Genomic DNA, 21,669 nt, shown 5'->3' on the forward strand with positions numbered 1-21,669 from the left:
CGCGGGCCGCACAGATGAAGATCGCAGTCCTCAAGGAACGCGCGCCCGGCGAGACCCGCGTTGCGGCGACGCCCGAAACGGTCAAGAAGTTCATCGCGCTCGGCGCCGACATGGCGGTCGAGAAGGGCGCGGGCGAGCATGCCGCCATACCCGACGATGCCTATGCGGAAGCTGGCGCGGCGCTGGGCGAGGCGAGCGAGGTCGTCTCCGGCGCTAACATCGTGCTCGGCATACAGGCCCCCGATCCTGGCCTGCTGTCGGGCGCTAAAGACGGCGCTCTGGTCGCGGCTCTGTTCGATCCTTTCCAGAAGAGCGATCTGGTCGAAGCCTATGCAAAGGCCGGCTATGAGGCGCTGTCGATGGAGTTTATGCCGCGCATCACGCGTGCGCAGTCGATGGACGTGCTCTCCAGCCAGTCGAACCTTGCAGGCTACAAGGCGGTCCTGACCGCCGCGGACACCTATGGCCGCGCCTTCCCGATGATGATGACCGCCGCGGGCACGGTACAGGCGGCGCGGGTGTTCATCATGGGCGTGGGCGTTGCGGGATTGCAGGCGATCGCGACGGCCAAGCGCCTGGGCGCGCAGGTCTCCGCGACCGACGTGCGCTCGGCAACCAAGGAGCAGATCGAGAGCCTCGGCGCCAAGGCGATCTTCGTCGAGGATGTCGAAGGCATCGAGGGCGAGGGTTCGGGCGGCTATGCGACCGAGATGAGCGATGAATACAAGGCCGCGCAGGCCAAACTCGTCTCCGAACATATCGCCAAGCAGGACATCGTCATTACCACCGCGCTGATCCCCGGACGCGCGGCACCGGTGCTGATTACCGACGAACAGATCGCGTCGATGAAGCCCGGCAGCGTGATCTACGATCTCGCGGTGGCGCAAGGGGGGAATGTCGAAGGCTCGGTGCCCGACGATCTGGTCGAGCGGCACGGCGTAAAGGTCATAGGTTATGCCAACACGCCTGCGCATCTGGCCGCCGATGCCTCGGCGCTGTTCGCGCGCAACCACTTCAATTTCCTTTCGGCCTTCTGGGATCAGGAAGCGGGCAAACCCGAACTCGATGAAGAGATCGGCGATGCGATCCGTCTTACTAAGGGCGGTGAAGTGGTCAGCGAGAGGCTGAAGGCGTGAGCCGCAGCGAAGCGAACCCGAAGCTGGGTTGGAAAAAGCTGACGGTCATCGTCGCGGCGGTCATCGCGGTCGGCTTCATCACATACCAGGCCGGTTTTGTCGTCGGCTCGGCAATGACCGATACGTCGAAGAGCGACGTGGGAGGCGAATAATGGACTTCATCTCAATCCTCTCGATCTTCGTGCTGGCGTGTTTCGTCGGCTATTACGTGGTCTGGTCGGTCACGCCTGCATTGCACACGCCGCTGATGGCGGTGACCAATGCGATCTCCTCGGTGATTATCGTTGGTGCGCTGATTGCCGCGGCCGAATCGACTGATCCGGTGGCGAAGTGGCTCGGCCTCGCAGGGGTGGTGATGGCGAGCATCAACATCTTCGGCGGCTTTGCCGTTACCGAGCGCATGCTGGCGATGTACAAGAAGAAGGAGAAGTGAGGATGACCCGCGCTTTCTCCGCCGCCGCGATCGCGGCGCTTGCCACGCTGGCCGCGACCCCCGCTTATGCTGCGACCGGCGACACGGGCACGCCCGCGTGGGCCATGCTCGCCTATCTTGCAGCGGGGGTGTTCTTCATCCTCGCGCTGCGCGGTCTTTCGCATCCTTCGACCAGCCGAGCAGGCAATCGCAACGGCATGATCGGCATGGCGATCGCGCTGGTGACGACGCTGGTCACCCACGACTTGGCGAATATCATCGAGATAGCCGTCGCCATCGTGATCGGCGGGTTGATCGGCGTCACCATCGCGCGAAAGATCGCGATGACGGCGATGCCCGAGCTGGTCGCTGGCTTCCACTCGCTGGTCGGCCTCGCCGCTGTGGTTGTGGGTCTTGCCGCTTGGCTGAATCCAGGCGCGTTCGGCATTCTCGACGAGGCCGGGCAGATCCTTACGGTCAGCCGGATCGAGCTGGGCCTAGGCATCGCCATCGGGGCGATCACGTTCTCCGGTTCGGTCATCGCCTTCCTCAAGCTGTCGGGGCGGATGAGCGGATCGCCGATCCTTCTGCCCGCGCGCCACGTCATCAACCTCGGCACGCTGGTCGCGATCCTCGGTATCATCGCCTTCTACGCAGTCTCGCCCGAGGGCGGGCCGGGAGAGGGCTGGGCCATCATCGCGATCACCGTGCTCGCCTTCGCCATCGGCTTTTTGCTGATCATCCCGATCGGCGGGGCGGACATGCCGGTCGTCGTCTCGATGCTGAACTCCTATTCCGGTTGGGCTGCGGCGGCGATGGGCTTCACCCTTGGCAACACCGCGATGATCATCACCGGGGCGCTGGTCGGCTCTTCGGGCGCGATCCTCAGCTACATCATGTGCCGCGCGATGAACCGCAGCTTCATAAGCGTGATCGCCGGCGGCTTCGGCGCGGACGATGCGGGCGCAGCGAGCGGAGAACCGCGCGAACAGCGTCCTTACAAGCAGGGCAGCGCCGACGATGCGGCCTTCATGCTCGAACAGGCGGAAAAGGTCATCATCATCCCCGGCTACGGCATGGCAGTGGCGCAGGCGCAGCACGCGCTTCGCGAAATGGCCGACTTGCTCGAAGAGAAGGGTGTAGCGGTCAAATATGCGATCCACCCGGTCGCAGGGCGCATGCCGGGGCACATGAACGTGCTGCTTGCCGAAGCCAGCGTCGATTACGATAAAGTCTTCGAGCTGGAGGACATCAACAGCGAATTTGCGACCGCCGACGTCGCCTTCATCATCGGGGCGAACGACGTGGTGAACCCGGCGGCCAAGACCGACAAGGCTTCGCCGATCTACGGCATGCCCGTTTTCGACGTCGACAAGGCGCGGCAGGTCTTCTTCATCAAGCGCTCGATGGGCGGGGTGGGCTATGCCGGCGTCGACAATGACGTGTTCTACATGGACCAGACCACCATGCTGCTTTCCGATGCGAAGAAGATGGTCGAGGAAATCGTCAAGGCGCTGGACTAGGTGCGGCTCTCCATGCGCAATATCATTATCCTCGTCGCGGTTCTCCTCATCGGCCTCGGTGCGTGGCTGTTGCTGCGCGGCGACGGCGTGGTCGAGGAAGTGACCGAAGCGCGGGTCGCCGAAGCGCTGCTCGACAATGGCGTCCCCCCGGCGATGACGCAGTGCATGGCGCCGCGCCTGGTCGACCGGCTGAGCATCGCGCAGTTGCAAAAGCTGGAACGGCTGGCACCGCGCGCGAACGAAGGCGCCGTACCCACCAATCTCGACGAAGCGCTGGATCGCATGCGCCGGGTTGGCGACGACCAGGCGGTCGAACAGTTGGTGCTGGTGTCGGGGCGCTGCGGGATAGAGGTCGGGCGGGGCCTGCTGGGTCTTTAGCGCCGGCTTGCCAACACCGCGTGCCCTGGGTCATAAGTTTGCTGCCGACCAAGGAGGCAATCGTGCGCACGTTCCCCAAAACCCTCGCCATCGCATCGCTGCTGGCGGCGACCCCCGCATTCGCATCCGATCAGGCTTCAAGCAACGATCCGGCCGGAGAGCGCGTCGGGGCCGAATATATGGTGTTCGACACTGGGATGCAGGGCGAAGCGCACGAGCAATTCCTGCGCGGTCTCGCGCTGCTGCATAACTTCGAATATGCGCGCGCTGCCGCCGCTTTTCGCGAAAGTCAGGAGGCTGATCCCGATTTCGCCATGGCTTATTGGGGCGATGCGATGACGCACAATCACCCGCTATGGGAGGAGCAGGATCGCGATGCCGCGCGCGCCATCCTCACGCGTTTAGCTCCGACGCGCGAGGCGCGGATGGCAAAGACCCGTTCGCCACGCGAAGCCGCTTGGCTCGACGCGGTGGAAACGCTTTATGGCGAGGATGGGACGAAGGAAGAGCGCGATCACCTTTACCTCGCCAAGATGCGCGCACTTCTAGCCGCAGACCCCGGCGACATTGATGCGCGCGCCTTCACTGGGCTGGCAATCCTCGGCACCTCGCATGGCGGGCGGCAGGTGCCGCTCTATATGCAGGCCGCCGGCATGCTCGAACCCGGCTTCATGACGCACGAGATGCATCCGGGCATCCTGCATTACCTCATCCATTCCTACGACGATCCGGTCCACGCCCCGCTGGGGGAACGCATGGCCGAGCGGTACGCGGTCGTCGCGCCCGATGCGGGCCATGCGCAGCACATGATCAGCCACATCTATCACGCCCTGGCGGACTGGGAGGCATCCGAGCAAGCCAACGTGCTGGCCGATGCGGTGGTCGATCGCCAACGCGCCGCGCGGGGGCAGGGGCCGAACGATTGCGGGCATTACAACGAATGGCTGGTCTATGCGCGGCTGCAGCAGGGCAAGGACGCCAGCGACATCGTGTCGCGATGCCGCATGCAGGCCGAAGCCCAGATCGCCGCGGGCGCTTCCGACCGCTTCGGCTTCGGACCCTCGTCCAGCTATGCGGTGATCGCCACCTGGCAGGGCGTCGACACCGGCAACTGGCCCGAGGCGCTGCCCGTCAGCGATGACGGCTACGTCCTTGCGCGCCTGATGCTGGCGCATGGCCGCGCGCTCGAGGCTTTCGCGGATCGCACACCCATCGCGCCAGCACTCGCCGACATGAAGGCGCTAGGCGAGGATTACGCCGTCTTGCTCCCTCAGATTGCGCCCGACGACCGCACCTCCATCCCGTGGCTGGAGCGCGCGATCGCACAGGTCGAAGCGCTCGAAGTGCTGGCGGCAGGCGACACCGAGCGCGGTCTGGCTATGCTGGAGGCCGGGGCCCAGGCCGAGGCGGCGCTTCCGGTCGCCTTCGGACCGCCGATGATCGCCAAACCGAGCTATGAACTTCTCGGCGAGCAATTGCTGGCCTTGGGCCGCCATGAAGAAGCGGCGGAAGCGTTCCGCAAGTCGCTCGCCTTCGCGCCCGGTCGCCTGCTGTCGCGCGAGGGGCTGACGCAGGCCGGTTCAGGCGGGGGATAGGTCTTGTCTTGCAACCTCTCCGGCGGCATCATGGCGCGCGGATAGGGAGACTCGTATGAAATATCTGGCTTTTGCGGCAGCTTTGCTGGCGAGCGCAGCCCCTGCCTGGGCGGAAACCCACACGATCAGCCCCGGCGAGGGCGCGCAGGAGCGGCTTCAGGAAGCCCTCATCCTGGCCGAGCCCGGCGACACGATCATGCTCGAGGCCGGTCGCTATGCACTGACCGACGGGCTCAGCCTCGATGTTGACGGCGTGACCATCAGAGGCGCCGGAATGGATGGCACCGTGCTCGATTTCACCGCTCAGGCGGGATCGGGCGAGGGGCTGCTGGTGACGAGCGATGATGTCACCTTGCGCGACTTCGCGCTCGAAAATCCCAAGGGCGACGGCGTCAAGTCGAAGGGCGCCGACAATATCGTCTATCATCGCCTGCGCGTCACCTGGACCAACGGGCCGGATCCCGACAATGGCGCCTATGGCATCTATCCGGTCGAGAGCACCAATGTCCTTGTCGACGGGGTTAAGGTGATGGGCGCTTCGGATGCCGGCATCTATGTCGGCCAGTCCAACCGCATCACCGTCCGTAATTCCATCGCCGAGGCGAATGTCGCCGGGATCGAGATCGAGAACAGCCGCAACGCGCTGGTCGAACACAATATCGCGACCCGTAACACGGGCGGCATCCTGGTCTTCGATCTGCCCGGTCTGCCGGTGATGGGCGGGGGCAATGTGGTGGTTGCAAACAATCTCGTGGTCGCCAACGATACCGCGAATTTTGCCCCTCCCGGCAATATCGTTGCCGGCGTGCGCCGCGGCACCGGGATCATGGTGATGGCGAACGAGAAGGTCCTGATCGAGGACAACATCATCGACGAGAACCCGACCGCGCCGATCATGGTCATCGCCTATACGCAAGGCTTCGACGATGCGCGCTACAACCCGCTGGCGCGCGACATCGTGATCGGGCGCAATACTTACGGGCGCGGCGGAGACGAACCGCAGCTGGACGGGGCGGAGCAGTTGCTTGCGGCCTTTGGCGGCGCGCTGCCGCCGGTGATGTGGGACGGCCTTGGCAGTCTCTACGCGGTCGAGGGCACGCAGGGATGGTCGCTCAACCTTCCGAAAGCGGGCCAGGGGCTGGGCGGCGCCAACCCCTCGCCGCTCGCCGCGCCGACGCCTGCAAGCAATTTCGACCGCAGCGGCATTGGCGCACCGGCCGAGCTCGAAGCCCGGATCTGATGCGCGGGGTCGCTCTCCTGCTGACGGCGGCGGCCCTGTTGCTCGGCTCGGCGGCAGGACAGGCGCGCCTCGCTCCAGCGGGCGTCTCGGACGCGGCCATCCTCGATGAGGGCTTTCCCAAGAGCCTGGACGAATACGGCTTCTTCGCCGATGCCCCGCGCCAGCTCCCCGCCTCCGGCGTCGTGCCTTACGAACTCAAGACCCCGCTCTTCTCAGACGGTGCGGACAAACTGCGCTTCTTGTACCTTCCGACTGGTGCCGTAGCCGAGACGCAAGGGGAGGGGCTGCTACGCTTTCCGGTCGGCTCGGCCATCGTTAAGACCTTTGCTTTCGGAATGGGGGACGAGCGTCGCCTGATTGAGACGCGCGTGCTGCTTCACCGCGCCGAGGGCTGGGTCGCGCTGCCCTATCGCTGGAACGAGGAGCAGACCGAGGCGCGACTGGCCTTGGCGGGCGCGCGGGTCGAGGTGACCACGCCCGCGGGCGAGACGATCAGCTACCGCGTGCCGAACAAGAACCAGTGCAAGGCGTGCCATTCGGTCGATGGCGAGGTCCTCCCGATCGGGCCGAAGGCACGCAACCTGTCCGAGGACTGGCTCACGGCGTTGCACAATCGGGGCATTGTTGACGCCGTTCCGGCGGGGGCGGGGACCATGCCCGATTGGGGCGAGAGCGACGATACGCCCGCACTGGCCCGCGCCTATCTGGACGTCAATTGCGCGCATTGCCACAGGCCGGGCGGGGGTGCGTCCAATTCCGGGCTCGATCTCACCTGGGAGCAGGACGATCCCTTCGCGCTCGGCGTCGCCAAGCCGCCGGTCGCGGCAGGACGCGGGGCGGGCGGACTGCTGGTTTCTATCGAGCCGGGCGAACCCGACAAGTCGATCCTGGTTCACCGCATGAATTCCGCCGAACCCGGCGTCGCAATGCCCGAACTGGGCCGCGCCACCATCGATGTCGAAGCGGTGCGCGTGATGCGCGAATGGATCGCCGGGCTGCAGGGATGAAGTGGGCGCTGCGCATCGTCGGCGCGCTCGCGGCGCTGCTGGTGGTCGCCTTCCTCCTCCTGCGCACGCCCGACACCGACCCTGCGGAGATGCGCGCCAAATATGGCGGCGCGCCTTCGCAATTCGTCGAGATCGGCGATGGCGTCACCGTACATCTGCGCGACGAGGGACCGCGCGATGCGCTCCCGATCATTCTGCTTCACGGCTCGAACGCCGACCTGCACACGTGGGAGCCCTGGGCCGAGGACCTGTCGCGCGATTACCGCGTCATCCGTTTCGACCAGGTCGGACATGGCCTCACCGGGCCCGACCCTGCGCACGACTATTCGCGCGCCAATTTCACGGCCGATATCGACGAGGTCGCCCGCGCCTTGGGCCTCGACCGCTTCGTCATCGGGGGCAATTCGATGGGCGGCAAACACGCACTTGCCTACGCCATCGCACATCCCGGCAAAGTCGCGGGGCTAGTGCTGGTCGATGCCAGTGGGCCGCCGCGCGACGCCCGGGTCACCGAGGAGGACGAGGACAGCGGCAATATCGGCTTCACCATCGCGCGCATGCCAGGGATCAACCATATCGCCGAACAGATCACCCCACGCTCGCTTATCGCGTCGAGCCTCGATCAGAGTGTGTCGGTCAAATCGGTCGCGAGCGAGGAGGCGATCGACCGTTATTGGGAACTGCTGCGCTATCCCGGCAACCGCGCCGCCACGATGGCCCGCTTCGCCAGCGAGTATCCGCCGTTCGAACGCGAGGAGGTGGCGCAGGTCCGCGCGCCCACGCTCATCCTGTGGGGCGCGGAGGATCGCCTGATCCCGGTTTCGGCGGGCGAATGGTTCGACGAGCTGCTGCCGCGATCCGAGCTGATCGTCTATGACGACATCGGACACCTGCCTCAGGAGGAAGCGCCCGCGCGCACGCTTACCGACCTGCGCGACTGGCTCGCCACGCTCGAAACATCCTGATCGGTCTGGACGATCTCTACCCGTTTGCCACTACCTGCAATTATCTGAGCGCAAACCGGGCTTTGCCGTGGACGAGGCCGAGACTTGATGGTTAGACCTCCGGGCTGCGTCATCCAGGCGTTGCTGGCGAACGAGGTATGAATTTGCGCAAACTGGGATTGATCGGCGGGATGAGCTGGGTGTCGACCGGCATCTATTACGAGCGGATCAACCGCCTCGTCCAGAAACGCGCCGCGCCCATGGCGTCCGCGCCGATGCTGATCGAGAGCCTCGATTTCTGCAAGCTTTACGGGCTGCGAGAAGAGAAGGACTGGAGACGGGCGAGCGACATATTGTGCGAAAGCGCCAAGCGGCTCGAAGGGGCGGGCGCGGGCGCGCTGATCATCGGCGCCAATTCGATGCACAAGCTTTATGACGATATTGCCGGTGCGGTCGACATTCCGATACTGCATATCGCCGATTATGTCGGACAGGCCGTGGAGGATGCGGGCTACAAGACGGCGGCGCTGCTGGGCACGCGCAACGTCATGACCGAGAGCTTCTATCGCAAGCGGCTGGTCGCGCACGGGATCGACCTGCTGCCGCCCAATATGGACAATGTCGAGACGCTCAACCGCATCATCTACGACGAGCTGATGATCGGCAAGGTATCGCGCGATGCGCAGCGCGCCATGCGCACCATCATCACCAACAAGGCGCAGGATGGCGCGGATTCGATCGTGCTCGCCTGCACCGAGCTCGATCTCGTCGTCGACGTCGATGCCAATGTGCTCCCGGTGTTCGATTCAACGCGGATCCATTGCGAGGCGGCGGCCCGGTGGATCCTCGAGGAAGAATTAGTGAATTAGGTCACGGTTAGCCGCTCGCAACGCTCGCTTTGTCGCATTCATACAAAAAGCCGGGTGCATCGCTAGAATCGGCAGCCTAGCTGCGCGAATGTAACTGCCGGTCGCGACGAAGCCGGCCGGTTGGGTCTTCGGGTCGCGCCGTAGACCCGGGAGCTTCACGCTCTTGGGGCCGCCTGCCACCCCCCCCATTGCACCCGGTGGGCGGTCCCATTTTTTGCCATCTTGAAATGCTTGTCGCTTGCTTCCGGGGCATTCTCGGCGCTTGTCCACCGCCCGGTTGCCGCGTTGCCGATCTGTTCCCGTTGAGCGGCAAGCATCCTATCAAGTAAGCAAGCCGCGTGACGAAGCGCGCGCCCTACGCTGCCGACCCGCAGGCCCATGGCGGACGCGAATTCCGGGCGCCCGGGGCCGATGCGGGCGGGGCCGTGAGAGCCGCCACAAAAGGCGAAACCCGCGGACCGCGCACCGATTTCCAGCGCGACCGCGACCGTATCATCCATTCGATGAGTTTCCGCCGGCTCAAATCCAAGACGCAGGTCTTCATTGCGCCCGACGGCGATCATTATCGCACGCGGCTGACGCACTCGCTCGAGGTCGCGCAGATCGGACGGGTGCTGGCGCGCGCGCTGGGTCTCGACGAAGACCTGACGGAAGCGCTGTGCCTGGCGCACGATCTCGGCCATCCGCCCTTCGGCCATGCCGGGGAAGCGGCGCTCGCCGACGCGATGGGGCGGTATGGCAGCTTTGGTCACAATGCGCAGGCGCTGCGTACGGTGATGCGGCTCGAAAGTCCCTATCCCGCGCATGACGGGCTGAACCTGACCTGGGACGTTCTGGAAGGGCTTGCAAAGCATAATGGCCCGGTGACCGCGCCGGGTTGGGCGGTGGCGCAGCTCGATGAGGCTTTCCCGCTCGGGCTCGGCTCGTGGCCCTCACTAGAAGCGCAGATCGCGGCGGTCGCGGACGACATCGCTTACGACAATCACGACATCGACGACGGTCTGCGCGCCGGGTTCCTAACGCTCGAGGACCTGCTCGAAGTGGATTTCCTCGCGGATCAGTGGCGGGTCGTCGAAAAACGCTTCCCCCACGGCGCCAGAGACCGCTTGCTGAGAGAATTGATCCGCGACCAGATCGGGTTAATGGTGAACGACGTGCTCAGTCATACGCGAGCCAGCGTGAAGGGCTATGGTTCGGTCGCCGAAATTCGCGCTGCAGGGCGTCAGCTGGCGGGCTTCTCGCCAGACATGGCCGCCCACGAACGGGCTCTCAAACGCTTTATGTACGATCGTCTTTATTATCATCCCGAACAGGTCGCCGCCGCGGCCCGCGCGCGCGATGTGGTCGCCCGGCTGTTCGCGGCCTATTCGCAGGATGCCGCGCTCCTGCCCGCTCCCTGGCGCGCGGACCTGCCGCCCGATGATCCTGCACGCGCGCGGGTGATCGCCGACTTTATCGCCGGGATGGGCGACCGCTTCGCCATCCGCACCTGCGAGGAAATTTATGGCGAGATGCCGCAGGGATTGGTCAATGTCTGACCCCCGGCCCGTCTCCAAGATGCCGCAGCGCATCGGCCTGGTCGGCGCAACCGGCCTGATCGGGCGCCGCCTGATCGAGATATCAAGCGCCGGCGATGAGGCGCGCATGGTCGGTATCGCCCGGCGCGAAATCGACCTGCCTGAAGGCGCGCGGGTGGAGATGTTCGTCGCCGATGCGGCGCGCTGGGGCGAAGTGCTCGCCGCGGTCCGTCCGCGCGCGCTGATCTGCGCGCTCGGCACGACTTGGAAGAAAGCGGGTCGTGACGAGGCGGCGTTTCGCGCGGTCGATTACGATCTCGTCCTCGAAACCGCAGAGGCGGCGCGCGATGCCGGTGTCCCGAACATGGTGCTGGTCAGCGCGGCGGGCGCCAATGCGCGCTCCGACGATTTCTACCTCAAGACCAAGGGCGAGACCGAACAGGCCATCTCGAAAGTCGGATTTAAGCGGCTCGACATATTGCGCCCCGGATTGCTCAAGGGGGCGCGCAAGGACGACCTCAGGCCCGTCGAATATCTCGCCCGTGTCGCCAGCCCGGTGATCGATCCGCTGTTGCCGGCGAAATGGGGGATGTTCCGCTCGGTCGATGCCGATCTCGTCTGCGAGGCGGCCCTGGGCCTGGCGCTGCGCAAGGCGGCGGGACGGTTCGTGCACAACAACGAGGCGATGAAGCGCGCCGCGCGCGACTACCGGGCGAAGGCGCAGATTCAGGTCGACAGTTGATCTGGACCACCCTTTTCAACGTCCTGAATATGGCCGCGCTGGTCGCTTGGGCGGCGTTGATCCTACTGCCGCGCTGGCCCGCGTTGTTGTCGGCGCTGCTCTATCTCGGCGTGGGCGGGCTGTGCCTGCTCTATGCTTGCGGGCTGATAGCAGTGCTGACCGGCGTGATTCCGGCAGGAGAAGGCGGCGCGGATTTCACGACAATTGTGGGCGTGCGCTCGATCTTTGCCAGCAATGCGGGCGTGGTAATCGGCTGGGCGCACTATCTCGCCTTCGACCTGTTCGTCGGCATCTGGATCGCGCGCGACGCGGACGCAAAGAGCATTTCGCGTTTCATCCAAGCGCCGATCCTGGCCGTGACCTTCCTCGCCGGCCCGCTCGGTCTCATCGTCTGGCTTATCGTGCGCGAACCGGCCGCGCGGCGCAGCGGCAGGTGGCGCTGAGCGCCGCGGCGCGTACCCTCATCACCCCGCGCTCTAAAGTGTTGGACGCGCTCGTGCCCGCATGCTTATTCTGTCGTCAGGAGCGCGAATAGGGAGAGACCTGCAAATGGTGAGCAATGACGCGGCGATGGCCGATGGCACGGCACATGGCGAGGACAAGCCTGCCGATTTCGGGTTCCTGACCTTCGACGAGTTCCTGCATCATTGGGCCCGCACGCAGGGCGAGCGCACGCTGATCGGCATGGGCGATAGGGTGACGAGCTATGGCGAGGCGGACGTCTTGACCCGCCAGATGATCGCGCTGTTTCAGGACAACGGCGTCGCCCGCGGCGACAGGATCGCCTGGCTCGGCAAGAATTCCGACCTCTATTTCCTGCTCCTGTTCGCAGCCGCGCGGATCGGCGCGGTGATGGCGCCGATCGGCTGGCGGCTGGCGAACCCAGAGATCGCCTATATCCTGCAAGATACGGGCGCGAAGATCCTGTTCGCCGAACCGGACTTCATCGAGACGGCAGGTGCGGTGACCGGCAAGATGGACAATGCGCCGCGCGTGCTCGAGGTGGAAGCCGCCTTTCGCAGCGCCCGAGAACTCGAACCCGCGAGTTACGAGCCGGCAGCGCCCGAAGACACCGTCCTGCAGCTCTATACGTCGGGGACCACGGGCAATCCCAAGGGCGTCGAACTTTCCAATCGCAACCTCTTCGCGCTGCGCCAGCCAAGCTACGACGAGGCGCTGCCCTGGCAGCAATATGAGGAAGGCGACTGCATCCTTGCCGCGATGCCGGTCGCGCATATCGGCGGCACCGGCCTGGCGATCATCGCGCTTGCGAACGGCATTCGTGCGGTCGTGCTCCCCGAATTCACCCCCGACGCCGTGGTGCGCGCCGTGCAGGACGGAGCGACCCACATGTTCCTGGTCCCCGCGGCGCTACAATTCGTGGTACAGCACCCGCTCGCCGCCGAGACCGATTTCTCCAACCTGCGCTATCTCATGTATGGCGCGGCGCCGATGCCGCTCGAACTGCTGAAACAGGCGGTCAAGACCATGCCCGATACCGGCTTCGTCCAGGTCTACGGCATGACCGAGACGACCGGCTCGGTCACCTTGCTGCCGCCGGACGACCATTCGCTGGACGGCAACGAGCGGATGCGATCGGCGGGCAAGGCGGTTCCCGGCGTCGAGATCGAGGTGCGTGGAGAGGACAATCGCGAAGTGCCGCGCGGCGAAATCGGCGAGATCTGCATCCTCTCGCCCTCCAATACGAGGGGCTACTGGAACCTGCCCGATGCGACTGCCGAGACCATCGACAATGATGGCTGGCTGCATACCGGCGATGCCGGTGTGATGGACGAGGACGGCTACGTCTACATCCAGGACCGTATAAAGGACATGATCATCTCGGGCGGCGAAAACGTCTATCCCGCCGAAGTCGAGAATGCGATCTTCGGCCATCCCGCCGTCGCCGAAGTGGCGGTGATCGGCATTCCGTCGGACATCTGGGGCGAAGAGGTGAAGGCGTGCTGCGTCGCGAAGCCCGGCATGGAGATCGAGGCCGGCGACATCATTGCCTATGCGCGCGAGCGGATCGCGCCGTTCAAGGTTCCCAAGAGCGTCGACGTCATCCCCGAAATGCCCCGCAATGCCAGCGGGAAGATCCTGCGCCGGCAGTTGCGCGCGCCCTATTGGGAGGGGCAGGAGCGGCAGGTTTCGTGAGCGGTCAGGTCCGCCGCGCCGGACGCGCAGGATGAAGCGTCACGCCCCCGCCACCCTGCGCAATCGCGAGGCGATCTGCGAAGTTCTGAATGACGAATTGCCGGCGCTTGCCACCGTGCTCGAAGTGGCGAGCGGTTCGGGCGAGCACGTGGTCTATTTCGCGCAGGAATTGCCGCACATCACCTGGCAGCCATCTGATGTGAGCGAGGAAGCGCTCGCATCCATCATGGCCTATATTGCGGAATTCGACGGGACCAATGTGCGCCTGCCACTGGTGCTCGATGCGCGCGCGCCCGATACATGGGAAATGCGCGGCGCCGATGCGATTTTATGCGTCAACATGGTGCATATCGCCCCGTGGGAAGCTGCCGAGGGGCTGTTCGAAGGCGCGGCGCGGATCTTGGACGAGGCAGGGCAGACGGTCATTCTCTACGGCCCGTTCTTCGAGGACGATATCGCTCCAGCGCAGTCGAACATCGACTTCGATCGCAGCCTACGCGAGCGCGATGCGGCGTGGGGCTTGCGCCGGGCGGAGGATGTCGACGAGCTCGCATGCAGACACGGTTTCGCCCGCGCCGGCCGGCACGAAATGCCGGCGAACAATCTCATGCTCGTCTATCGCCGCGATTGACGTCTAGGTTTCGCGATCGACCGCGTCCGCCACGGATTTCAGATCCTCGCCCGCACCGCGCACGGTGTTGCAGGCGGTAAGCGTGACAACCGTCATGCCGAGCAAAACCGCGGAAAGAATTTTTCGCATCGTCCTTTGTCTCCTATCGAAACCCGCCTATCGCTTCTGCACGCTTAACCCGGCGTTACAACCGAAAAAGGCCCGCCTAAGCGGGCCTTCCGGGTCGCTCGAAGGATTGAACGACGTGGACTACGGGTCAGATTTCCTCTTCGACCTCTTCCGAAGCCGATTGCAGGTCTTCTCCGGCTCCGCTCACCGTGTTGCAGGCGGTTGCCGAAAGGGTGAGGGCGCCAAACGCCACGGCGATCACTGTCTTCTTGATCATTCTCATTCTCCACTTCTCTTGGATTCCACGACTAAACGTCCCGCGACGAGGGCGGTTCCCGCCGCGCGGTAAGCAGTGCATGGCGCTTGGCGAGCTGCCGTTCGCGCAGGGCGCTCAGCATTCCGCCCGTCCGGCCTACCCTTCGGTCGTGATAAGGTTTTCGGTGTTTTCCGGTGTCAGATCCAGCCTCTGTATGCGGTATCCCGGCTCGCGCAAACGAATGCGAGTTCCTGTCGAGGCGGCGGCAAAATTGGAAGTGTAGGTATATCGCTCGACGTGGAAGACCCCGGGCGAGGGCTCGTCCACGTTTAGGGGCGCGTAGCGACGCGATGCTATGCTCTGAATGACAGGACCGTGCCAGTCGTCAGTGCCCTGCGCGCGCAGAAGTTCGATATCCTCGACCTCGCCATTGGGCCTGATCCAGAAACCGACATCGATAAACCGCGCATTGTTCAGCACGGGCGTGGTCCGTCGCTCGATCTCGTTCGAAAAAAGGAGGCCGAATTCGCGAATGATCGGGAAACCTCCCGGATCGAATGCCTTGAGCGGTTCATTGTAAAGCAGCACGGGTTTTTCGGTCCCGCCCATCGCGGCAAAGGTCTCGATCAGTGTATCGGTCGCGCCTTTCTCGCCTCGCTCGCGCTCTGCCCGCGCCTTCAGGACGCGCGCGACCATTATGAAATCGTCCGATTCCGGCAACGGCTCTTCGATCAGCCGGTCAAGCGCGGCTTCGTAATCGGCGAGGGCGGTCTGACTACCGGGCCGGTCGACGAGCTTCGCCTGGGCCAGCATCGCGAGCCGCAAGCGCGCGAAGCTCGCCACGCGGGTGTGACCGAGCTCCAGAGCCTCTTCTTCCACGTCGCGATAGATGCGCCGGGCATCGGCAGGGAAGCCAAGTTTCGCACGGCTATCGCCAACCTCGATATCGGCGATCAGGACGCGGCGGTCATCCTCGCCGAACGCGTCTTTGAGCACATCGCGGCTATCGAGCGCGGCAAGCCGATAATCGCGCGGTTCGCCCAGATGCTGCGCAAAACGGCTGCGGGCGCGGTGAAGGTCGGAAAGCGGCACGGGAATCGCGCTCTTGAACTTGCGCGTGCGACCGAGGGAATCGTTCAGCACCTCCTCGCCGTCCTTGTAGTCGCCTGCGATGAACAGGTTCTCGGCATGGGCGAGCGTGAGCGCTATGTCCTCTTCGGGCGCGCAACCGCGGGCGAGGCAGTCCTCGAGCGCGCTCTGCGATTCCCCGATCGGTGTACCCGACACGATTATCTGATCGTCATTCTGAGCTGCGAGGGAGCCGGCCGCGAACACAAGCGATCCGGAGGCGAGGAGTGTAGAAGCGAGAGACGTCTTCACTTGCACTTTCATCACGAACTCCTTCAATCAGGCGAGTAATGATACAATAGTACACGTGTCAGAGGCGCCAATCAATTATATTCGCCAACGCTCATTTCGTTTTATCCTTGCGCCGATCGACGTTTGAGCGCCCGTTCGCGGACGAATATGAGAACGCCCGCCCCGATAATGAGCGGCGCGCCGATCCATAGGCTGGCGGGCGGGGCACGGTCGAAGACGGTGAACCCGTACCATGTGGCCCACAGGAGCGCGGTGTAGTCCATCAGCAGGATCACGCCCGCAGAGCCGAAGCGCAGCGAAGATGTGAGCAGGATCTGCGCCAGCGCTCCGCACAGCGCCATCGCGAGGATAATGCCCCACACCTCCGGCTCGTGCGGCTCATAGACGAACGGCATAGGGAGCGCAGCCACGGGTGTCGTGAACAGGACAAACCAGAAGACGATACTCCAGGGCGCTTCGGTTGTGTTGAGGTCCTGGACCTGAAAACTGATGAGCGCGACGAGGAAGGCGGCGACAAGCCCGACCACCGCGCCAATCGGATCGATGGAGGTCCCGCCGGCAAGGCCGAAGCCGGGCTGAGTGAGCACCAGCACCCCGGCAAATCCGAAAGCCACCGCGCCCCAGCGATAGGCGCCGACCTTCTCCTTGAAGAGCAGGAAGGAGAGCACGACAGCGAAGAAAGGCGCGGTGAAACTGATGGCGGTCGCCTCGGCCAGCGGGAGCAACATCACCGCGCCGTAGACGAAGAACATGCCCGTCAGCCCGTATGCGGCGCGCCGCCCATGAGCGGGCAGACGGGTGGTGCGCACGCTCGACAATTGTCCCCACGCCGCAAGCAGTGCGACGACGCAAACAAGCGTGACCGCCTGCCGCCAGAACACCAGCTCCGGCAAACTGACACCGCGCTCGCCCGCGAGTTTGACCAACATGGACATGGTCGCCAGCACCGCGGCGGTCGCAAGGCGAAGGCCCAGCGCGAGCAGCGGGCGGGGCTGGGCGATCGATCCATCCATACAGGCCCGGGCGCATAATCCGCTTTCGCAATTCCCGCAAAAGCAACCGTGCGCTAATGCGCATATTCCCGCCATGTTCGATATTCTCACCCGCCTCGCCTTCGCCAGCGACGCCGCGATCCTCGCGCTTGCCGGGATTGCCAGCTGGATCGCCGCGCTCGTCTGCCTGGCGATGGAACGCCGCCGGGTGAAGCGCCGCAGCCTCGAGACGCTCGAACGGGTCGGCTGGGTTCCCTGGACGCCGCTGTTTCTCGCCCTCACCGTCATCGGGGGCGGGTGCCTGGCGGTCAGCCTCCCGGTCGTGCTCGGCAGTCTTTAGACGCCGGTGGCGGAGATGCGCCCCTTTGCGAAAGGGGGTGCCCACTGATAGGTGTCGATTAAAAGACATACGAGTCGCACGGTGAACTTGTCCGAGGGGGGAACAAGAACAATGCGTCGTACACTTTGGATGGGCGGGCTTGCCCTATGCGCGGCGGCGCTCGTGCCGCTCGCCTTTATCGGCGGGGAGAAACCCCTGCCGGCCGCGGATCACCTCGATCCGCCACAACGGACCAATCCCAACAGCGACGAGACGCCCGATATCGCCGCCGATATCGCCGACCTCTACGTCACGCATGACGATGAGGTGATCGTCATGACGGTCACCTTCGGGGGTCCGTCCGCGCCCGAGCTTCCCGCCTTCTACGACGAGGAGTTGCTGTTCACCATTTCGGTGTCGAACCGGGAGCCGCGCACCACGACGGATATTCCGATCCGTTTTCAATTTGGCCAGGAGACGGGGGTCGAAGACGGTCCCTGGGGCGTTAGGGTAACGAATGTGCCGGGCGTCGATGGCGATGTCGTCGGCTCGGTCGAACGCATCATCGAGCAGAATGGCGTGCGCGTCTTTGCCGGCCTCGTCGACGATCCGTTCTTTTTCGACTCGCAGGGGCTTTCCGACACCCGCGCGACCGGCGACCTCAGTTTCCGCGAGGATCGCGACTTCTTCGGCGCGCAGAACATCACCGCCTTCGCGATCGAGATCCCGCGCGACCGGATCGAAAACGGCGGCAACCTGCTGGACATCTGGACGTTCAGCGATCGGCTGGGAGGGCAGCTCGATGATGAATAACCGCAAGACATTCACGGTGGCCGCGGCGCCCGCGCTGCTCGCATTCGCGCTGGCGGGCTGCGGCAACGACGAGGTCATCCAGGCGCCAGACGAACCCCCGACGCTGGGCGATCTGACGGTGCTGAGCGTAACGCCGTGCCTCGAACAGATCGTACCGGGAACGGGGACGAGCGTGCTCGACCTGATCGTCCCCGATACGATTACCGTCGATCTGTCGCAGCCATCGGGCTTTCCCAACGGTCGCGCGCTGCCCGATCCGGTGATCGACGTGACGCTGGCGGTCGCGCTGCTCGACATGGACGTGCATGGCCCCAGCACCTTCGTGAATATCCCGCTCAATCCGGCGTCGAACGACGTGCCGTTCCGCGACGCTTTCCCCTTCCTCGGCCTGCCGCAGGGCGACCCGCCGCTCGAAGGGTCCGACACGGCGACGCAGTTCGATTTCATCGATGCGCCTCTCGGTGACTATGACCGCGTCGATCGCACCGGAATGCCGGCGATTTCGCCGGCGCTGATCGGCGTCCCGGTTCGCCCCGACTACAACGATGCCGGCCCGCCCGAAGACGAGGCGCTGGTGTTTGCCAGCGAACTTACGACGCAGCTGACGACGCTGACGCAGATCCTGCTCGACGATTTCGAAGCTGCCGGATTGACGCCATGCGCATCGGTGGGGTGAGCGCGGCGCAAGTGGCGGGGCGCGTATGAGCGGGGCGGCGCGGATGGCGAACGATTCGATGACGAGTGGGCAGGCCCTGCGCTGGATCGCGCTCCTCCTTCTCGCTCTTATCGCGGTGATGGGGGTGCAGCGGATGCTGACCGGACAGGACGGCAGCGCCGCACGGGCGGCACCTGCGGCGCCCGCCTGGGGTCCGGCGACCTATGCCGACGAGCTCGAAGCGATGGACCGCGTCGTTGCGCGCGGCAGGGCGCGGCTCGGCGCCAATATGGACAGCTGGGCCGCACATGACGCGCTGGCGAGCGCGCTGCATCTTCGCGGCCAGCTGACCGGCCGCCATGAAGACCTCGCCGCAGCGCTGGAGAGCGCCGATCGCGCCCGCACGCTCGCGCCCGAGGCCGGCGGACCGATCCTGTCGCGTTCGCTCATCGCGATGTCGCTGCACCGCGGAGATATCGCCGCGGATGAAGTTCCGCGGATCGACGGTTTCGCGGTGCCGGCCTCCGCGCCCGAACTATCCGAAGCCGAGGCGATCCGCGGCGACGTGGCCCTCTATGGCGGCGATTACACCCGCGCCTTTGCGCGTTACGAGGCCGCCGAAGACCTCGCCGCAAGCCTCGGCACCAAGGTTCGCATGGCCGATTGGCATCGCCATCACGGAAGGTTCGACAAAGCGCGGGCGATCCTTTTGGAAGGTCTCGAAACCCATAAGCCGAGCCCTTGGATCGAAGCCTCGATCCAATTGCAATTGGGCGCAATCGAATTGCAGCGCGGCGATTGGGAGGGCGCGCAGGCACATTTTGCGAAGGCCGATCGGACCTTTCCCGGCTGGTGGCTGGCCCGCGCGCATCTGGGCCAGATGGCCGCCACTCGCGGCGAGTTTGCCGCGGCCGAGCGATTCTATCTTGAAGCGATGGAGGGCACCAAGCGCCCGTCGGTGATGGACGCGCTGGTCGCGGTGTACGAAGCGCAGGGCCGGACTGAGGACGCGCGTGCGCTCAGCGAACGGGCCGGCGGGCTGTGGAAGGCGCGGGTCGCAAGCCATCCGGCGGCCTATGCCGACCATGCTTTTGAGGCTTATCTCTCGGACGGCGACAGCGCGATGGCCTGGCAGCTGGCGCGCGTGAATTATCAGGCGCGCCCTTATGGCGACGGCCGGATCGGCCTCGCCCGCGCGGCAGCCGAGCGGGGCCGCGACGCAAGTGCGCGGGCAATTCTCGAAGAGCTGGAGGCGACTGGCTGGCGATCGACCGAGCAATATCGCGTCCTTGCCGAAGTTTGCGAGCGGCTAGGCGACGAGAATTGCGCAACCGGTGCCAAGGCCAACGCGCTGGAAATCAGCCCGCTGGCTTTCGACGATCGCAACGACTTCCTGTTCTTCAGCCACCACTAGGGCGAATTACAGACACGCCTCCAAGTATGCCTGGTCGAAGCCGAATTGGCGCGCCTTCTCCAGCGTGTACGGGCGAAGGCCCGATGAGCGGAATTCGCCCATGATCTTGCCGTCTTCGCTCTCGTCGAGATATTCGAACTTGAAGAGTTCCTGCGTCACGATGACCTCGCCCTCCATCCCGATCACCTCGGTGATGTTGGTCGTCCGCCTGGAACCGTCTCGAAGACGCTTCACCTGCACGATGAGGTCAACCGATTCCGCGATCTGACGCGAGATGGCTTCCTTGGGGATTTTGATGTCGCCCATGAGGATCATGTTTTCCATACGGCCCAGACATTCGCGCGGCGAGTTGGCGTGAAGCGTACACATCGAACCATCGTGGCCGGTGTTCATGGCGGCGAGAAGGTCGAAACATTCAGCGCCGCGGATCTCACCAAGGATGATACGGTCAGGACGCATACGCAGGGCGTTCTTCACGAGGTCGCCGATCGTGATGGCGCCCTGGCCCTCAAGGTTGGGCGGACGGGTTTCGAGCGGCAGCCAGTGCGGCTGCTGCAGACGAAGTTCCGCCGCGTCCTCGATGGTCAGCACACGCTCGCCCGGGTCGATCATCTTCGACAAGGCGTTGAGCATCGTCGTTTTACCCGAACCCGTACCGCCCGAGATCACGATGTTCATCCGGCATGCACCCGCGATCTTCAATGCGGTGCACATCTTATCCGACATCGAGCCGAATTCCTTGAGCATATCCAAGGTGATCGGCTTCTCGGAAAATTTACGAATGGAGATCGCAGTGCCGCGCAGACTGAGCGGCGGCACGATGACGTTAACACGCGAGCCGTCTTTCAAACGGGCGTCGGCTAGCGGCGTGGTCTGGTCGACGCGGCGACCGACCTGGTTCACGATGCGCTGCGCAATCTGGAAAAGGTGCTGTTCATCGCGAAACCGGATCGGCGCGATGACGAGCTTGCCCTTCTTCTCGATGTAGGTCTGATCGGGGCCGTTGACCATGATATCGGACACGTCCGGATCGTTCAGCAATTCTTCGAGCGGGCCAAAGCCCAGAAGCTCGTCGATCAGCACCTTTTCGAGCGCGAATTGCTCGCGGCGGTTCAGCGTGACCTTGAGCTCGGCCAGCACTTCCATGATGATCGGGCGGAATTCTTCCGACAGCTCTTCCTTGGTGAGCGTCGCTGCGGCTTCCGGATCGACACGTTCGAGCAGGCGCGGGAGCACCTGTTCCTTGATCTTGTGAACGCTCGCCTCGAAGCCGCCGGCTTCCTCCTCGGCGGCATTGGTCGCATTCATGCGCTCGGCAAGGCGATCCATCGCATTGGCGGAATTATTACCCGCAGGTTTGGGCGGGGGCGGTGCGGCCGATTTCGCCGCCTCGCTCGAACCCGAGCCGCCCCCGGCCGGGCCACCGGGCAGCGGGGGAAACTGTTCCCCGCCCTTTGCCTCCTCGCTCTTCGCATTGCCGCCCTTCATCGGGCGCGCGACGCCAAAAGCGGGCTTAGCGCCCGGCCGCATACTGCCTGGGCCGCCCTTTTTGCCGAATGCGCTCATCTACGATAGCCCCCA

Annotated in this window: 24 protein-coding genes; 19 read left to right on the plus strand and 5 right to left on the minus strand. The window is 64.5% G+C overall.

Features of this window, described 5'->3' with window-relative positions; genetic code table 11:
* Positions 1–14: 14 nt before the first annotated feature.
* From V2I30_RS01615 to V2I30_RS01685, 15 genes are all read left to right on the plus strand, one after another.
* A complete protein-coding gene (locus V2I30_RS01615; protein ID WP_330660316.1) occupies positions 15–1,136 on the plus strand; it encodes an NAD(P) transhydrogenase subunit alpha in 1,122 nt (373 codons plus the stop codon).
* The gene (locus tag V2I30_RS01620) at positions 1,133–1,288 is read left to right on the plus strand and encodes a hypothetical protein (RefSeq protein ID WP_330660317.1); all 156 of its coding nucleotides are present in this window, start codon (positions 1,133–1,135) and stop codon (positions 1,286–1,288) included. The genes V2I30_RS01615 and V2I30_RS01620 overlap by 4 nt, the downstream gene beginning before the upstream one ends.
* The gene (locus V2I30_RS01625; protein ID WP_330660318.1) at positions 1,288–1,569 is read left to right on the plus strand and encodes an NAD(P) transhydrogenase subunit alpha; all 282 of its coding nucleotides are present in this window, start codon (positions 1,288–1,290) and stop codon (positions 1,567–1,569) included. Before V2I30_RS01620 ends, V2I30_RS01625 begins: the two co-directional genes overlap by 1 nt.
* A gap of 104 nt (positions 1,570–1,673) precedes the next feature.
* Complete coding sequence (locus tag V2I30_RS01630; RefSeq protein ID WP_330660549.1) at positions 1,674–3,071, plus strand: NAD(P)(+) transhydrogenase (Re/Si-specific) subunit beta; 1,398 nt, start codon at positions 1,674–1,676, stop codon at positions 3,069–3,071.
* Between the two features lie 12 nt (positions 3,072–3,083).
* A complete protein-coding gene (locus V2I30_RS01635) occupies positions 3,084–3,449 on the plus strand; it encodes a hypothetical protein (RefSeq protein WP_330660319.1) in 366 nt (121 codons plus the stop codon).
* A 62-nt stretch (positions 3,450–3,511) separates the two neighbouring features.
* Positions 3,512–5,044: a hypothetical protein gene (locus V2I30_RS01640; protein ID WP_330660320.1), complete on the plus strand. Its 1,533-nt coding sequence runs from the start codon at positions 3,512–3,514 to the stop codon at positions 5,042–5,044.
* Between the two features lie 55 nt (positions 5,045–5,099).
* Entirely contained in the window at positions 5,100–6,284 is a 1,185-nt protein-coding gene (locus tag V2I30_RS01645; protein ID WP_330660321.1) for a parallel beta-helix domain-containing protein, read from the plus strand.
* Positions 6,284–7,291: an SO2930 family diheme c-type cytochrome gene (locus V2I30_RS01650; RefSeq protein WP_330660322.1), complete on the plus strand. Its 1,008-nt coding sequence runs from the start codon at positions 6,284–6,286 to the stop codon at positions 7,289–7,291. The genes V2I30_RS01645 and V2I30_RS01650 overlap by 1 nt, the downstream gene beginning before the upstream one ends.
* Complete coding sequence (locus V2I30_RS01655) at positions 7,288–8,256, plus strand: alpha/beta fold hydrolase (RefSeq protein WP_330660323.1); 969 nt, start codon at positions 7,288–7,290, stop codon at positions 8,254–8,256. Before V2I30_RS01650 ends, V2I30_RS01655 begins: the two co-directional genes overlap by 4 nt.
* A gap of 137 nt (positions 8,257–8,393) precedes the next feature.
* Entirely contained in the window at positions 8,394–9,104 is a 711-nt protein-coding gene (locus V2I30_RS01660) for an aspartate/glutamate racemase family protein (protein ID WP_330660324.1), read from the plus strand.
* A 338-nt stretch (positions 9,105–9,442) separates the two neighbouring features.
* Positions 9,443–10,642 (plus strand): deoxyguanosinetriphosphate triphosphohydrolase, encoded by a 1,200-nt coding sequence (locus tag V2I30_RS01665; protein WP_330660325.1) that lies wholly within the window; start codon positions 9,443–9,445, stop codon positions 10,640–10,642.
* On the plus strand, positions 10,635–11,363 hold the full coding sequence (locus V2I30_RS01670) for an NAD(P)H-binding protein (protein ID WP_330660326.1): 729 nt from the start codon (positions 10,635–10,637) through the stop codon (positions 11,361–11,363). The genes V2I30_RS01665 and V2I30_RS01670 overlap by 8 nt, the downstream gene beginning before the upstream one ends.
* Entirely contained in the window at positions 11,360–11,806 is a 447-nt protein-coding gene (locus V2I30_RS01675) for an ABA4-like family protein (protein ID WP_330660327.1), read from the plus strand. Before V2I30_RS01670 ends, V2I30_RS01675 begins: the two co-directional genes overlap by 4 nt.
* A 106-nt stretch (positions 11,807–11,912) precedes the next feature.
* The gene (locus V2I30_RS01680) at positions 11,913–13,520 is read left to right on the plus strand and encodes a long-chain-fatty-acid--CoA ligase (protein ID WP_330660328.1); all 1,608 of its coding nucleotides are present in this window, start codon (positions 11,913–11,915) and stop codon (positions 13,518–13,520) included.
* 31 nt (positions 13,521–13,551) lie between these two features.
* Complete coding sequence (locus V2I30_RS01685) at positions 13,552–14,151, plus strand: DUF938 domain-containing protein (RefSeq protein WP_330660329.1); 600 nt, start codon at positions 13,552–13,554, stop codon at positions 14,149–14,151.
* A 3-nt stretch (positions 14,152–14,154) separates the two neighbouring features.
* Here V2I30_RS01685 and V2I30_RS01690 read toward each other — a convergent pair whose 3' ends face one another.
* From V2I30_RS01690 to V2I30_RS01705, 4 genes are all read right to left on the minus strand, one after another.
* Positions 14,155–14,280, minus strand: a complete 126-nt coding sequence (locus tag V2I30_RS01690) for a hypothetical protein (protein ID WP_330660330.1) — start codon at positions 14,278–14,280, stop codon at positions 14,155–14,157.
* Positions 14,281–14,407: 127 nt separating this feature from the next.
* Positions 14,408–14,536 (minus strand): hypothetical protein, encoded by a 129-nt coding sequence (locus V2I30_RS01695; RefSeq protein WP_330660331.1) that lies wholly within the window; start codon positions 14,534–14,536, stop codon positions 14,408–14,410.
* Between the two features lie 135 nt (positions 14,537–14,671).
* A complete protein-coding gene (locus tag V2I30_RS01700) occupies positions 14,672–15,802 on the minus strand; it encodes a hypothetical protein (protein WP_330660332.1) in 1,131 nt (376 codons plus the stop codon).
* A 194-nt stretch (positions 15,803–15,996) separates the two neighbouring features.
* A complete protein-coding gene (locus tag V2I30_RS01705) occupies positions 15,997–16,908 on the minus strand; it encodes a DMT family transporter (RefSeq protein ID WP_330660333.1) in 912 nt (303 codons plus the stop codon).
* A 73-nt stretch (positions 16,909–16,981) separates the two neighbouring features.
* Between V2I30_RS01705 and V2I30_RS01710 the strand changes: the two genes are divergently transcribed.
* The 4 genes from V2I30_RS01710 to V2I30_RS01725 all read left to right on the plus strand — a co-directional run bounded on the left by V2I30_RS01710 (position 16,982) and on the right by V2I30_RS01725 (position 20,088).
* On the plus strand, positions 16,982–17,227 hold the full coding sequence (locus V2I30_RS01710) for a hypothetical protein (protein WP_330660334.1): 246 nt from the start codon (positions 16,982–16,984) through the stop codon (positions 17,225–17,227).
* A 111-nt stretch (positions 17,228–17,338) separates the two neighbouring features.
* Positions 17,339–18,019 carry a DUF4331 family protein gene (locus V2I30_RS01715; protein WP_330660335.1) on the plus strand — a complete coding sequence of 227 codons (681 nt, stop codon included), beginning with the start codon at positions 17,339–17,341 and terminating at the stop codon, positions 18,017–18,019.
* Positions 18,009–18,695, plus strand: coding sequence for a hypothetical protein (locus tag V2I30_RS01720; protein WP_330660336.1), 687 nt, complete (start codon positions 18,009–18,011; stop codon positions 18,693–18,695). The genes V2I30_RS01715 and V2I30_RS01720 overlap by 11 nt, the downstream gene beginning before the upstream one ends.
* 43 nt (positions 18,696–18,738) lie before the next feature.
* Complete coding sequence (locus V2I30_RS01725) at positions 18,739–20,088, plus strand: tetratricopeptide repeat protein (RefSeq protein WP_330660337.1); 1,350 nt, start codon at positions 18,739–18,741, stop codon at positions 20,086–20,088.
* Positions 20,089–20,094: 6 nt separating this feature from the next.
* Here V2I30_RS01725 and V2I30_RS01730 read toward each other — a convergent pair whose 3' ends face one another.
* On the minus strand, positions 20,095–21,654 hold the full coding sequence (locus V2I30_RS01730) for a CpaF family protein (protein WP_330660338.1): 1,560 nt from the start codon (positions 21,652–21,654) through the stop codon (positions 20,095–20,097).
* Positions 21,655–21,669: the final 15 nt, after the last annotated feature.

Source organism: Erythrobacter sp., assembly GCF_036351135.1.
Lineage (GTDB): Bacteria > Pseudomonadota > Alphaproteobacteria > Sphingomonadales > Sphingomonadaceae > Erythrobacter.

Bases quoted from the DNA above. Each gene is read 5' to 3' on its own strand.
- V2I30_RS01645 (WP_330660321.1), top strand. From the start codon at position 5,100: ATGAAATATCTGGCTTTTGCGGCAGCTTTGCTGGCGAGCGCAGCCCCT.
- V2I30_RS01670 (WP_330660326.1), top strand. From the start codon at position 10,635: ATGTCTGACCCCCGGCCCGTCTCCAAGATGCCGCAGCGCATCGGCCTG.
- V2I30_RS01630 (WP_330660549.1), top strand. From the start codon at position 1,674: ATGCTCGCCTATCTTGCAGCGGGGGTGTTCTTCATCCTCGCGCTGCGC.
- V2I30_RS01705 (WP_330660333.1), bottom strand. From the start codon at position 16,908: ATGGATGGATCGATCGCCCAGCCCCGCCCGCTGCTCGCGCTGGGCCTT.
- V2I30_RS01615 (WP_330660316.1), top strand. From the start codon at position 15: ATGAAGATCGCAGTCCTCAAGGAACGCGCGCCCGGCGAGACCCGCGTT.
- V2I30_RS01635 (WP_330660319.1), top strand. From the start codon at position 3,084: ATGCGCAATATCATTATCCTCGTCGCGGTTCTCCTCATCGGCCTCGGT.
- V2I30_RS01680 (WP_330660328.1), top strand. From the start codon at position 11,913: ATGGTGAGCAATGACGCGGCGATGGCCGATGGCACGGCACATGGCGAG.
- V2I30_RS01685 (WP_330660329.1), top strand. From the start codon at position 13,552: ATGAAGCGTCACGCCCCCGCCACCCTGCGCAATCGCGAGGCGATCTGC.
- V2I30_RS01660 (WP_330660324.1), top strand. From the start codon at position 8,394: ATGAATTTGCGCAAACTGGGATTGATCGGCGGGATGAGCTGGGTGTCG.
- V2I30_RS01650 (WP_330660322.1), top strand. From the start codon at position 6,284: ATGCGCGGGGTCGCTCTCCTGCTGACGGCGGCGGCCCTGTTGCTCGGC.
- V2I30_RS01725 (WP_330660337.1), top strand. From the start codon at position 18,739: ATGGCGAACGATTCGATGACGAGTGGGCAGGCCCTGCGCTGGATCGCG.
- V2I30_RS01625 (WP_330660318.1), top strand. From the start codon at position 1,288: ATGGACTTCATCTCAATCCTCTCGATCTTCGTGCTGGCGTGTTTCGTC.
- V2I30_RS01690 (WP_330660330.1), bottom strand. From the start codon at position 14,280: ATGCGAAAAATTCTTTCCGCGGTTTTGCTCGGCATGACGGTTGTCACG.
- V2I30_RS01710 (WP_330660334.1), top strand. From the start codon at position 16,982: ATGTTCGATATTCTCACCCGCCTCGCCTTCGCCAGCGACGCCGCGATC.
- V2I30_RS01720 (WP_330660336.1), top strand. From the start codon at position 18,009: ATGATGAATAACCGCAAGACATTCACGGTGGCCGCGGCGCCCGCGCTG.
- V2I30_RS01695 (WP_330660331.1), bottom strand. From the start codon at position 14,536: ATGATCAAGAAGACAGTGATCGCCGTGGCGTTTGGCGCCCTCACCCTT.
- V2I30_RS01655 (WP_330660323.1), top strand. From the start codon at position 7,288: ATGAAGTGGGCGCTGCGCATCGTCGGCGCGCTCGCGGCGCTGCTGGTG.
- V2I30_RS01730 (WP_330660338.1), bottom strand. From the start codon at position 21,654: ATGAGCGCATTCGGCAAAAAGGGCGGCCCAGGCAGTATGCGGCCGGGC.
- V2I30_RS01715 (WP_330660335.1), top strand. From the start codon at position 17,339: ATGCGTCGTACACTTTGGATGGGCGGGCTTGCCCTATGCGCGGCGGCG.